This window comes from Brachybacterium avium, assembly GCF_002216795.1.
Classification (GTDB): Bacteria; Actinomycetota; Actinomycetes; order Actinomycetales; family Dermabacteraceae; genus Brachybacterium; species Brachybacterium avium.
The window spans coordinates 1,600,852-1,613,619 of sequence record NZ_CP022316.1 but is presented as its reverse complement, the minus strand read 5'-3'; the positions used below and the strand labels follow the sequence as shown (position 1 = coordinate 1,613,619).

Below are 12,768 nucleotides of genomic sequence, written 5' to 3'. Positions count from 1 at the left end.
GAGTCGACGCCGCCTGCGCCGATGCGTTCGCCGCAGGCGAGTCGCGCCGCCTGTTCACGGATGGAACATTTGTGCTTGACGAATGTTCGCCACCTCCCCTAGGGTCGTTCCCGACGGGCGCCCCGCAGTGGTTCCGACACGGCCCTCGGTGCTCGCCCGCCGGCCCCGCCCCCGGCGAGCTGCCGGCTCGCAGCCGGGAGGATCCCGGAACGTATCGAAGGAGATGTGCCGCGATGACCGATATCCCGACCACCATGCAGGCAGTCGTCATGCACGGCCCGGAGGACTACCGCCTCGAGGAGCGCCCCGTGCCGACGCCGGCGGCCGATGAGCTGCTGATCGAGGTGGCGGCCGTCGGCGTCTGCGCGAGCGACCTCAAGGCCTATGCCGGCGCCGCCAAGTTCTGGGGTGACGAGAACCGGGAGCGCTGGGTCGAGCCCGGCATCATCCCCGGCCATGAGATCACCGGGGAGGTCGTCTCCGGCTCGCAGGAGGCGCTCGCGCGGCACGGCGTCGCCCTCGGCGACCGCATCGTCGTCGAGCAGATCGTCCCCTGCGAGGAGTGCATGTACTGCCGGCGCGGCTGGTACTGGATGTGCGCGCCGCACGACATGTTCGGCTTCAAGCAGTACGACGGCGGCATGGCCGAGTACATGATCGTGCCCCCGCTGGCCCGCGCCCACCGGGTCTCCAAGGACATCGCTCCGCAGCACGCCGCGTATGCCGAGCCGCTGTCCTGCTCGATGCATGCCGTCGAGCGGGCCGAGCTGCAGTTCGACGATGTCGCGGTCATCGCCGGTGCCGGGCCGATCGGCCTCGGCGCGATCATCGGCGCCGCGCACAAGAACCCCAAGCTGGTCATCGCCCTCGACTTCGACGACGACAAGCTGGCGCTCGCGAAGAAGTGCGGCGCGGACCTCACCCTGAACCCCTCGAAGGTCGACATCTACGAAGAGATCCGCAACCTCACCGGCGGCTACGGCGCGGATGTCTACATCGAGTGCACCGGCCACCCGAGCGCGGTCCCGCAGGGCCTGAACCTGCTGCGCAAGCTCGGCCGTTTCGTCGAGTACTCCGTGTTCAAGGAGAACGTCTCGGTGGACTGGTCGATCATCTCCGATGACAAGGAGCTCGACGTGCGCGGCGCCCACCTGGGCCCCCACACCTGGCCCGGCGCCATCAAGATCATCGAGAAGGGCGACCTCCCGCTCGAGGAGATCTGCACCCACCAGTTCGGACTGGCCGACTTCCAGAAGGCGCTCGACGCCGTCGCGGATTCCGCCGGCTCCTCGGTCAAGGTCTCCATCCTCCCCGGCCTCTGACCTCTCGGGACGGGGTCGTGCCGCCGGGCCTCCGGCCGCGGGGCCGGCCACGGCCGCCCCTGCCACGGCCGCCCCTGCAACGGCTGCCTCGACACCCCGGCATGACCTCGTCCCGCCCCCTCACCTGCACAAAGGAGTGTCATGAGCACCGCACCCTCCACCACCTCGGACGGCTCGGCCGTCCCCACCGCCGGCTCGGCGCAGGAGACCTTCCTGGACCGGCTGGGCATCCCCCACCCCCTGCGCTGGGGATTCATCGGGGTCCTCGTCTTCATGACCGGCAACGGGGTCGAGACCAACTTCGTCTCTCCGCATATGGCGAACGTGTTCGGCGGCGGCGACGAGATGATCAACCTCGCCGCGACCGTCATCACCTTCTACGCCCTGTCCACCCTGATCGGCTCCTACCTCGCCGGAGCGCTGTCCGATCTCTGGGGCCCGCGCCGGGTGATGCTGCTGGGCGTGCTGATCTGGGTGGTGTTCCAGGCGGCCTTCGTCGGCGCGCTGTCCACCGAGTCCGTGCCGCTGATCTTCGCCGCCTACATGGTGCGCGGCTTCGGCTTCCCGCTGTTCGCGTTCTCGTTCCTGGTGTGGATCAACGCGGTCGTGCACAAGGAGCGCAACGGTGCCGCCGTGGGCTGGTTCTACGTGATGTTCACCGGCGGCATGCCCACCATCGGCTCGCTGGTCGCGATCGGGATGATCCCCGCCTTCGGCGGCGGCCTGTTCGGTGAACGCTGGGCCATGGTCGCCTCCACGGCGATCGTGGTCGCCGGCTTCCTCATCGCCTGGTTCGGCGTGCGCGAGGAGCACGGCAGCCGCCGCCTCGCCCCCGCCGGGGAGTCCGCCTCGCAGGTCATCCTGTCCGGTGTGGTGCTCTCCCTGAAGAACAAGCGCGTCATGTACGGCTTCCTCACCCGCCTGATCAACACCGCACCGCAGTTCGGCATGTTCATCATCCTGCCCACCGTGATCGCCGAGACCCTCGGCTGGGGCCAGTCCCGCTGGCTGCTGATGACTTCGGTCATCTTCGCCGGGAACATCCTGTTCAACGCCGCCTTCGGTGCCCTGGGCGATCGCATCGGCTGGACCACCACCGTGCGCTGGTTCGGCATCGTCGGCTCCGCGATCGGTCTGCTGCTGTGGTGGTACGTGCCGCACTGGGTGCCGGCCGGATCCGACTGGGGATTCGTCGTCTCCGTCATCGCGGGCACCGTGTTCGGGATCCTGCTGGCCGGCTTCGTGCCGCTCGGCGCGATCATGCCGGCGCTGGCACCCAGCCACAAGGGTGCGGCGATGGCGATGTACACCACCGCTGCGGGCGGCGCGACCTTCCTCGGCTCCGCCGTGGTCGCCGTGGTCCGCCCGTGGGGCGGCAACGTCGGCGTGGTCTGGGCTTTCGTCGTCCTCTATGCCCTGGCCTTCCTGATGACCTTCGCGCTGAAGGTCGAGCAGCCCCGCGTCGGGAAGAAGGCGCTCGCTGCCGCCGAGGCCTGACCGGGCACCGCCGGGGCCCGGGCCCGCCGGCTCGGTCCCCGGGGACGCCCCACCCCACCCACCTGCACCGCCCCCGAACCACGAAGGACACCACCCATGGCTTCCCGCATCTCCCCCCTCTTCGATCTCGCCGGCCGCACCGCCCTGGTCACCGGCGGCGCCAAGGGCCTCGGCCTGGCGATGGCGCGCGGCCTGGCCGAGCACGGCGCCCCGATCGTGCTGGCCGACATCGACGACGAGACTGGCCGCCGAGCGGCCGAGGAGCTCGCGTCCGCGACCGGGGTGGCCGTCTCCTACCGCCACCTGGACGTCACCGACCAGGCGATGGTCGAGGAGGTCGTCGCCGAGATCGACGCCGAGACCGGCGGGATCGAGATCCTGCTGAACAACGCCGGGCGCACGATCCACCACCCCCTCGAGGACGGCGATGGCGAGAGGTGGCGTGCGGTGATGAGCCTGAACCTCGATGGCGTCTACCATGTGCTCTCGGCCGTCGGCCGGGGGATGCTCGAGCGCGGCCGCGGCAGCATCATCAACACCGGTTCGATGAGCGGGATCATCGCCAACGTCCCCCAGACCCAGGCCTCCTACAACGCCTCCAAGGCGGCGGTCCACAACCTCACCCGCAGCGCCGCGCTCGAATGGGCCGAGCGGGGTGTGCGCGTCAACGCGATCGCTCCCGGCTATATGCGCACCGAGCTGACCCGTGGCTTCTATGAGGCCGGCGGCCCTCAGATCGACCAGTGGAACCTGATGACCCCGATGGGCAGGCCGGGGGAGCCGGAGGAGCTCGCCGGTGCCGCGGTGTACCTCGCCGCCGACGCCAGCAGCTTCGTCACCGGCTCGATCCTGTCGATCGATGGCGGCTACACCGCCGCCTGAGCCGGCCGGCTCTGCCGCCCGACCCGCCTCGACCCTCCCCGCCTCCAGAGAGATGTGAGCGCTGTGACCTACCTGTTCGACGATCCGAAGACCTTCCCGCCGATGCCGTCGAAGGGCTCGTGGCGGCTCACCCCGAGGAGCTGCTGCGGGTGCACGGCGGGGTGGTGCGCGCCCGAGCGACCCCCGCCGGGCAGCCGGCCCTGGTCGTCGGCGGCGGCTCCGGCCACTACCCGGCCTTCGCCGGCTGGGTGGGCCCGGGCTTCGCCCACGGCGCGCCCTGCGGGAACATCTTCTCCTCCCCGTCGGCCGACCAGGTGCACTCGGTCGCCCGCAACGCCGACAACGGCGGCGGCGTGATCCTCGGGTTCGGCCACTACGCCGGGGACGTGCTGCACTTCGGTGCGGCCGCCGAGAAGCTGCGGGCGGAGGGCATCGACGTTCGCATCGTCGCTGTCAGCGATGACATCGCCTCCGGGCGGACGGGCGAGCACCGCGACCGACGCGGCATCGCCGGAGACCTGCCCGTGTTCAAGATCGCCGGGGCCGCGATCCGGGCCGGCGCCGATCTCGACGAGGCCGAGCGGGTGGCCTGGAAGGCGAACGACGCCACGCGCACCCTCGGGGTCGCCTTCGACGGCTGCACGCTGCCTGGCGCCGAGGAGGCCCTCTTCCACGTCCCCGAGGGGACGATGGCGATCGGCCTGGGGATCCACGGGGAGCCGGGCATCGAGGAGCAGCCGATGCCGAGCGCGCGAGAGCTCGCGAAGATCCTGGTCGACGGCGTCCTCGCCGAGACCCCGGAGCTGCACTCCGAGCGTGTCGCAGTCGTGCTCAACGGCCTGGGCACCGTGAAGCACGAGGAGATGTTCGTGGTGTGGAAGCACGTCTCGGCGCTCCTGGCCGAGGCGGGCCTGACAATCGTCCGGCCGGAGGTCGGCGAGCATGTCACCAGCCTCGACATGGCGGGTCTGTCCCTGACGGTGATGCACCTGGACGAGGAGCTGGAGCGGCATTGGTTGGCCCCGGCCGACGCCCCCGCCTTCCGCCGCGGCGGCAACGTGCCCGGCGAGCCCGGGCCGGAGCGCGGTGAGATCTACGCCCCCGGCGAGGACCCGATCCCCGCCGCGGTCGAGGAGTCCCGGGCCTCCGCCGCCCGCATCGTCGACCTCCTCGGGCAGGTCGAGGAGCTGCTGGTCGAGCTCGAGCCGGAGCTGGGCCGGATGGACCAGGTCGCCGGAGACGGCGACCACGGCCAGGGCATGGTGCTGGGCATCCGTGCCGCCCGTGCGGCGGCCGAGCGGACCGCCCAGGGCGGCGGCGGCGCGCGCACCGTGCTCGTGCAGGCCGGCGCGGCCTGGTCCGCCGAGGCCGGCGGCACCTCCGGTGCCCTCTGGGGCGCGGCGCTGACCAGCCTCGGCAGCGCCCTGACGGACACCACCGCGGTGACCGGGGAGCAGCTGGTCACCGCACTGGTGCAGGCGGTCGAAGCCATCGAGCGCCTCGGCGGCGCGACCCCCGGCGACAAGACCATGGTCGATGCTGCGGTGCCCTTCCGAGAGGCGCTCAGCCTTGCGCAGACCGGTCGCGGCGGAAGCGCGGATGCTCCGGCGGAGTCGGCCTCCCGGTCGATCGTGACGGCCGCCGCCCGGGCGGTCGAGGCCGCCGAGGCCACCGCCGACTTCTCCGCGAGCATGGGCCGCGCCCGCAACCACGGCGAGAAATCCGTCGGCACCCCCGACCCGGGTGCGATCTCGTTCTCGCGGATCGTCACCCTGCTGGGCCGGCAGCTGGCCGGCTGAGCCCGTGACCACCGGGCCCGGCACCCATCACCGAGACGGTCGCCCGCACGGTCACCGCCACCATCATCGACACGAAGGAGCATCATCATGGGCTGGAAGATCATCACCGGATCTGACAACGCCGGCGTCGGCCACAAGAGCGCGCTGAAGGAGCTGCTGGAGAGCGATCCCCGCGTCGAGTCGGTTCTCGATGTCGGGGTGACCGGGCGCGGGGACGGCACCTACTACCCGGACGTCGCGGTCGCGGCGGCAGAGCAGGTCGCCGCCGGCGAGGCGGATCGGGCCCTGCTGATCTGCGGCACCGGCCTGGGTGTCGCGATCGCGGCGAACAAGGTCCCCGGCATCCGTGCCGTGACCGCCCACGACCTGTACTCCGTCCAGCGCTCCGTGCTCTCGAACAACGCGCAGGTCCTCTGCATGGGTGAGCGGGTGATCGGGCTCGAACTCGCCCAGGAACTGGTCAAAGTGTGGCTGGACCTCGAGTTCGACCCGGCCTCCTCCTCCGCCGCGAAGGTCGAGGCGATCTGCGCCTACGAGGGTGCCCGCGAACAGGGCTGAGGCCGCGAGGCTGGCCCTGGCCCGGCCCTGGGCCGGGCCGGGCGGGCGCCGGCCCGCCGGGGCTACTCCGCGAGCGCCTTGCCGCGCTGCTCGGGCAGGGTGAAGGCGGCGGCCGCGGCCAGCAGGAAGAACACCGAGAAGGCGGCGAAGACGAACACCTGCCCGCCGGCGACCAGGAACACCGGCACCAGGAACGGGGCGAGCATCGAGGCGATGCGACCGAAGGCGGCGGCCGCACCGGTGCCGGTGCCGCGAACCCGGGTGGGATAGAGCTCGGGCCCGATCGCGTAGAGCGCGCCCCAGGCACCGAGGTTGAAGAAGCTCAGCGCGCAGCCGGCCGCGAGGATCGTCCATTCCGCATCTGCGAGGCCGTAGAAGGAGGCGGCCACGGCTGAGCCCGTGAGGAAGACGGTCAGCGTCCAGCGTCGCCCGAACACCTCGATCAGCCAGGCCGCCACCGCGTAGCCGGGGATCTGGGCGAGGGTGATGATGAGGGTGAAGGTGAAGGAGCGAGTGAGGTCGAAACCGCGATCCACCAGCAGTGTCGGGATCCAGATGAAGGCGCCGTAGTAGGACAGGTTGATGCAGAACCACACCGCCCACAGCCCGGCGGTGCGGGCGCGCAGCGGCTTCGACCAGATCCCGCCGGTGGTCTCGATCGGGTCCGCAGCAGGGATCGCGGCGGCCAGGTCGGCGGGGACCGGGGAGGCGGTAGGGGCGTCGGCGGCGAGGTCGGTCGTGGGTGTTGCGCCGGCAGGGGCATCGATCCCGGCGGAGGCCTCGAAGCTGCGCACCACGCGCTCCGCCTCCCCGGTGCGTCCCTGCTTCTCCAGGAAGCGCACCGATTCGGGCGTCCCCAGCCGGATCACGAGTGAATAGATCGCGGGCACGAGGCCGACGGCGAGCGCCCAGCGCCAGCCCGTCGGCCCGGAGGCGGCCACGAAGGTGCCGATCACGGCGGCGAGTATCCAGCCCAGCGCCCAGAAGGCCTCGAGCCAGACGATCACCCGGCCGCGGATCCGGGCCGGGGCGAACTCGCTCATCAGGGTGGAGGCGACCGGCAGCTCGGCGCCGAGGCCGAGTCCCACCACGAAGCGCAGCACGATCAGGACCCCCACCCCCATCGCGAGCGCGGAGGCGCCGGTGGCCAGCCCGTAGATCAGCAGCGTCATGGCGAAGACGGAGCGACGGCCGAGGCGGTCGGCGAGCAGGCCGCCCACGCTGGCACCGATCGCCATGCCGGCGAACCCGGCCGAGGCGATCAGCGAGCCGTCGGACTTGCTCAGCTCCCAGTGGATGCTGAGCGCGGCGATCACGAAGGAGATCAGGCCGACATCCATCGCGTCCAGCGCCCAGCCGATGCCGGAGGCGCCCAGCAGCTTGCCGTGCTTGCGGGTGAAGGGCAGCCGGTCCAGGCGCTGCGACCTGGTCAGTGGGCCTCGGGTCGCGCTCGGGGCCTGGGGAGAGGTGGTCGAAGAGCTCATTCTCATCTCCGTCGACGGGGATCGGGATGGGGCACATCATGGCCCATTCCGGCCTCGCAACCCGAGGCCCGGATCACATCTTCCCGTGGCCCGGGATGTGCTGCGCCGCTCCACTCCTGGTCAGTGTGAGAAAAAGCGGAAGGTCTCGGATGCATCTCGTTTCGTGGGGGAGGCCCGCGAAGGCGCTCAGAGCCGCGGCGGTGTCGCCAGGTCCACCTCGGACTCGCCGCGCAGCACGGCCAGGGCGCGCTGGACCCGGTCGGCGCCCCAGGGGGAGAGCAGATGCGCCTCGGACTCGGGGATCAGCGCCCAGTCGTCGAGCTCGGCTTCCTCGGGCACCACCGTGGCCTCGAGCTGTGCCCGCGGGATCACGCCGGCGTCGAAGAGGAAGTGCACCCCCATCGGGGCGCTGCGCAGCGCGTTCGAGGGCAGCCAGTCGACGGTCAGCAGCCGTCCCACCTCGAGATCCAGGCCGAGCTCCTCGCGGACCTCCCGTCGGGCGCACTGCCGGGCGTCCTCGCCCGCGTCGACACCGCCGCCGGGCAGCAGCCAGTGGTCGCGGTAGTTCGGCTTCTCGATCACCAGGTGGTCGTGCTCGTCCCGCAGGATCACGGCTCCGGAGGTGATGACCTTGGGCAGGGTGGCGAAGTAGGCGGGGTCGGGCAGCAGGCGCGGCATGACGCCATCGTGTCACTTCGCGAGCAGGAATCGCAGCGTCGTCCCGGCGCGGGCCTGGGACAGCTGATCCAGGCCGACCCGGGTCGCCACCGCGATCACCGGGTAGCCGCCGGTGGTGGGATGGTCCGGGCCGAACACCACGGGCAGCCCGGAGGGAGGCACCTGGATCGCGCCGGGCATCATCGGCTCGCTAGCTCGGGACCCGGAGTCCGCCGGCGGGGTGAGCGGATCCCCGTCCAGCCGCACCCCGACCCGGTCCGAGTCCGGGCGCACGGTCCAGGTGGTGCTCAGCAGCTGGTCGAGGGCGGGTGCGCCGAGCAGGGCGTCCCGCGGCCCGGCATGCACCGGGATCTCGAGGGACGGTGCGGCGTCGTCGACCGCGATGACCGCGGAGCCTCGCGCGGCCGCCGGGTCCGGGGCCGGCGCCGGGGTGGGGACGGCGTCCAACCCCTGCTGGGGGCCGACGGTCAGCAGGTCCCCGGCCGCGAGCGGTGCCGGTCCGAGCGTGGAGAGCGTGTCGTGGGACAGGGAACCGAGCACGGCACCCGTCGTGCCCACCCCGCGCAGCCCGCCGCGGACGGCGAGGACCAGGCGCAGCCCCTCCGTCACCGCACCCAGTTCGAGCCGATCCCCGGCATCGAGTGCGAGCGGCTGCTCGTGGCTCTGCTCCGGGTCGAGCTCGAGGTCGGCGCTGTCCGCGTCCGCTCGATGCAGTCCCACGATCGCCCGCGCGCCGGAGAGGGCGACCACGACGGCGGCTCTGGCCCGCAGCTGCAGCGGACCGGCCATGATCTCGAGCACGGCGGCCGAGGCGGGATTCCCGACGGCGAGGTTCGCCCGCAGCATCGCCCCGCGGTCGAAGGCGCCGCTGCTGCTCACCCCGCTCGCCGCGCGCCCGGGGCGACCGGTGTCCTCGAGCAGGCTCCGCGGCCCGGGCAGGAGGACCTCCAGGACCGGGAGCGCGGGATCGGACGGCATCGCTGCCGAGCGTCGTCTGCCCAGGCGCCCGGGGACGGCGACCGCCTCACGGGCGACCTGGGCGAACGTGGAGGCGGGCAGGGAGGTGCGGGCCGTCGCCCGCTGCGGCGCGAAATGCACCCGGGTGCCCGGGGTCAGCAGCGCGGGCGGCTCCCGCTCCGGGTCGAACAGCGCGGCGTCGCTGCGCCCGATCAGCTGCCAGCCGCCGGGGGAGGGGCGCGGGTAGATCCCGCAGTAGCGTGCGGCGAGGCCGACGGCACCGGCCGGCACCGCAGTGCGCGGCTCGACCCGGCGCGGCACCTCCCAGGGCGGGCCGGCGGGCTGAGCGGTGTCGATGGGCTGGGCGGTGTCGGCGGGCCGAGCCGGTTCGGCGGGGGTATCCGGCAGCAGGTAGGAGAACCCGGGGGCGAAGCCGCCGAAGGCTGCGGTCCAGGTGGTCGCGCTGTGTGCGGCGATCAGCGCCGCGGGGCTCATGCCGAGCAGCTCCGCGACCTCGGCGAGATCCTCGCCGTCGTAGATGACGCCCACCGTGACCTCGGCAGCTGCGCCATCCTGCGAGGTGGCCGGGGGGAGGTCGTGCAGCAGGGCGGCGAGCGCCGACAGGTCCCGGGCCGCGGCACCGACCAGCAGCAGCGTGCGCTCGGCCGGGACCAGGTCGAGCAGATGCGGCGGGGCCAGCTCGCTCACCGCAGCCGCCGCCACGAGCACATCACGGGTGTCGGGGTACTCGGCCAGCAGCGCGGCCTCCCCGGCCCGATGCACCGCCAGCGGCGGGTCGACCCGGCCGGTGCGGTCGAGCCGGAGGGGGCGTGGGGCGGGGTCTCGGCTCACAGCGGGGCCCCGAGGCTCACGCCGGCCGCCTCCAGCCGGGCGCGCACGGTGCGGGCGAGCTGCACCGCGCCGGGCGTGTCCCCGTGCAGGCAGAGGGAGCGGACGGGGAGGTCCACCCAGCCGCCGTCGGCCGTGCGCACTCCGTGCGCGGTCGCGATCGACAGCGCCTGTGCCGCCACGACCGCCGGATCCGTGAGCACGGCGCCGGGGCTGCTGCGGGGGGCGAGGGTGCCGTCGGGGAGGTAGGCACGATCGGCGAAGCCCTCGAGCACCACCTCGATCCCGGCCTCGTGCGCAGCCCGCACGATCACGGCGCCGGGCGCGGCGACCAAGGACAGATCGCCGAGCTCGCGCAGAGCCCGCACCACCGCTGCGGCCTGCGTCTCGTGATGGGCCAGTGCGTTGTACAGCGCGCCATGCGGCTTCACCCCCGCACCCGGCCGCCTTCGGCCCGGGCCATCGCCTGCAGCGCTCCGACCTGCACGATCACCTGGTCCGTGAGGTCGCCGGGGGCGATGTCGAGGAAGCGCCGACCGAACCCGCCCGGATCCGGATAGGCCACGTGCGCGGTGATCCCCACGCCGTGAGCAGCTGCGGCACGGGTGGCGGTGCGCATCGTCCCGGCATCACCGGCGTGCCCGCCGCAGGCGATGTTCGCGGTGGTCACCACCTCGAGCATCGCGGCGTCATCACCCATCGACCAGTCGCCGTACCCCTCCCCGAGGTCGGCGTTGAGATCGAGCAGCGGCAGCGGGGCGGTCATCTCTGGATCGGCTCCTTCGCACGGTCGTCGTGGAGTTCCATTGTCGACCCTGCCGCGTCCGGCCGGGCCGCTTCCGACCGGTCGGCGGGCGCCGCGCAGCGCTCACCGCCTGCGCGGGTTCACCGCGCCCAGTCCTCCAGCACCTCCTCGAGCCGGCCGTGCAGGCGCACAGCGGCGTCCGGATCGGCGCGGGTGGGGCCGTCGTTGAGGATCACCACGGGCTTGCCCTGCCGCCCGGCAGCCCGCACGAACCGCAGCCCGGACTGCACGGTCAGGCTCGAGCCGAGCACCAGCAGCGCCTCGGCCGCCTCGAGCGCCGCGAAGGCTGCGGCCACGACCTCTCGTCGGGCGGATTCCCCGAAGAACACCACATCGGGCTTGAGGATCCCGCCGCACAGCGCACAGGGCGGATAGCGGAACGAGCTGGTGCGATCGACCTCGGCGTCCCCGTCGGGCGCCCGGGCGGCATCGGCGGCGAGGTCAGGCAGGCGCTCTGCGAGCTCGGGGTTCATCATCAGCATCCGCTGGTGCAGCGCTGCCCGGGCCGATGTTGCCCCGCACTGCTGGCAGCGCACCCGATCCAGCCGGCCGTGCAGGTCGATCACCGGATCCGAGCCTGCGGCGGCATGCAGCCCGTCCACGTTCTGCGTGATCACCGCCGTGATCGGGAAGGGGTCGGGGGAGAGGGCCGCGAGCAGGCGGTGGGCGTGTCCGGGCCGGGCGCTGCGGAACTGCTCCCAGCCCGCCGTCGAGCGCGCCCAGTAGCGGCGCCGGGCGAGGTCGTGGCCGATGAACTCCTGAAAGGTCATGGGGGAGCGGGGCACCGCATCACGGCCGCGATAGTCCGGCAGCCCGGAGCCGGTGGACATCCCGGCTCCGGTGAGCACCGCGACCGGCCGATCCCGCAGCAGGTCGAGGGCGGCGCGGATCTCCTGCGGGGAGCTGCGGCGGCCGTAGTGCGCGCCCTCCATCGGCCCCCAGGCCGGCAGTCGGGGACCGCCGCGGGTGGGGCCGGGCCCGTCCAGCGGGCGGGAGGTGGCGGTGGAGAACCAGCGGCCGACATCCGCCGCGGGGCCGGCGCGACCGGTCCCGGAGGGGGAGGAGGGGTGGGAGCTCACCCTTCGAGGGTAGGCGGTGCGGCGCCGCCGGTGCCGTCGGCGCGGTCGGTGCCGACGAGGGGGAGACCGGTGGGTATCCTCTGCGGGGATGAGGAGACCCGCGGCGGACCGCGCGAGCCGTCTCCGCGTCGCCCCGATCCGGGGACGACACCGATTCGAGGACGAAGGACGTGCACTGGGATGACGACGCTGTACAGCTCCCCGCTGTCCGCCCCGAGGACCTCGCCGACTGGATCATCGAGGGCCCGCTGGTGGCGAGCTTCCCCGCCGGTCGCCTGCGGCTGGAGAGCGCGGCGGACCCGGCCTCGGGACAGGCCGCGAACTTCGTGGCCTGGCTGCCGGTGGAGCACGACGGGGACGTGCGCGTCAGCTGGAGCTTCCGCCCGCTGCGCGAACCGGGCCTGGCCATGATCTTCTGGGCCGCCCAGGCCCGCGGCGGTGGCTCACTCCACGCCCCCGAGCTGCCGGCCCGCACCGGGCAGTACGAGCAGTACCACTCCGGGGCGATCGACGCCTACCACCTCTCCTACTTCCACCGCCGGTGGCCGGCCGAGCGCAGCCTGCACACCTGCAATGTGCGCAAGAGCCACGGCGCCCATCTCGTCGCCCAGGGCGCGGACCCGCTGCCCGCCGTGCTCGACGCGGACCGCGACTACCGCCTCTCCCTCACCTGGCAGGGCAGCACCGTCGACCTCACGATCGACGGCATCCCCTGCGTCACCTGGTGCGATGACGGCACCGTGGGTGGTCCTGCGCATCGCGGCGGAGCGATCGGTCTGCGACAGATGGCGCCGCTGATCGCCGAGTACTCGGACCTGAGGGTCGAGGCGCTCTGAGCGGACGAGCCGCACAGGCGCT

9 protein-coding genes and 2 pseudogenes are annotated in these 12,768 nt (G+C 72.8%); 6 read left to right on the top strand and 5 right to left on the bottom strand.

The genetic code is table 11. The annotated features are described in order from the left end of the window. Positions 1–233 precede the first annotated feature (233 nt). The 5 genes and pseudogenes from CFK39_RS07280 (at position 234) to CFK39_RS07260 (ending at position 6,058) form a co-directional block, all read left to right on the top strand. Positions 234–1,322, top strand: a complete 1,089-nt coding sequence (locus tag CFK39_RS07280) for a zinc-binding dehydrogenase (RefSeq protein WP_089064911.1) — start codon at positions 234–236, stop codon at positions 1,320–1,322. 141 nt (positions 1,323–1,463) lie between these two features. Then, positions 1,464–2,819, top strand: a complete 1,356-nt coding sequence (locus CFK39_RS07275) for an RbtT/DalT/CsbX family MFS transporter (RefSeq protein ID WP_089064910.1) — start codon at positions 1,464–1,466, stop codon at positions 2,817–2,819. Between the two features lie 96 nt (positions 2,820–2,915). After that, positions 2,916–3,701 carry an SDR family oxidoreductase gene (locus tag CFK39_RS07270; protein ID WP_089064909.1) on the top strand — a complete coding sequence of 262 codons (786 nt, stop codon included), beginning with the start codon at positions 2,916–2,918 and terminating at the stop codon, positions 3,699–3,701. A 63-nt stretch (positions 3,702–3,764) separates the two neighbouring features. Then, positions 3,765–5,500, top strand: a pseudogene (locus CFK39_RS07265) (dihydroxyacetone kinase family protein). An 87-nt stretch (positions 5,501–5,587) separates the two neighbouring features. After that, positions 5,588–6,058, top strand: coding sequence for a ribose-5-phosphate isomerase (locus tag CFK39_RS07260; protein WP_089064908.1), 471 nt, complete (start codon positions 5,588–5,590; stop codon positions 6,056–6,058). Between the two features lie 62 nt (positions 6,059–6,120). On the opposite strand, the gene CFK39_RS07255 is transcribed toward CFK39_RS07260, so the two are convergent. The 5 genes and pseudogenes from CFK39_RS07255 to CFK39_RS07235 all read right to left on the bottom strand — a co-directional run bounded on the left by CFK39_RS07255 (position 6,121) and on the right by CFK39_RS07235 (position 11,910). Next, positions 6,121–7,542, bottom strand: a complete 1,422-nt coding sequence (locus CFK39_RS07255) for an MFS transporter (RefSeq protein WP_218192275.1) — start codon at positions 7,540–7,542, stop codon at positions 6,121–6,123. 186 nt (positions 7,543–7,728) lie between these two features. After that, entirely contained in the window at positions 7,729–8,220 is a 492-nt protein-coding gene (locus CFK39_RS07250; RefSeq protein ID WP_089064906.1) for an NUDIX domain-containing protein, read from the bottom strand. A gap of 12 nt (positions 8,221–8,232) precedes the next feature. Further along, entirely contained in the window at positions 8,233–10,029 is a 1,797-nt protein-coding gene (locus CFK39_RS07245; RefSeq protein ID WP_089064905.1) for a 5-oxoprolinase subunit B/C family protein, read from the bottom strand. Next, positions 10,026–10,792 (bottom strand): annotated as a pseudogene (locus tag CFK39_RS07240) (LamB/YcsF family protein). The gene CFK39_RS07245 and the pseudogene CFK39_RS07240 overlap by 4 nt, the downstream one beginning before the upstream one ends. Positions 10,793–10,911: 119 nt before the next feature. Next, positions 10,912–11,910, bottom strand: a complete 999-nt coding sequence (locus tag CFK39_RS07235; RefSeq protein ID WP_089064904.1) for a Sir2 family NAD-dependent protein deacetylase — start codon at positions 11,908–11,910, stop codon at positions 10,912–10,914. 170 nt (positions 11,911–12,080) lie between these two features. Between CFK39_RS07235 and CFK39_RS07230 the strand changes: the two genes are divergently transcribed. After that, positions 12,081–12,746 (top strand): DUF1961 family protein, encoded by a 666-nt coding sequence (locus CFK39_RS07230; RefSeq protein WP_089064903.1) that lies wholly within the window; start codon positions 12,081–12,083, stop codon positions 12,744–12,746. Positions 12,747–12,768 lie beyond the last annotated feature (22 nt).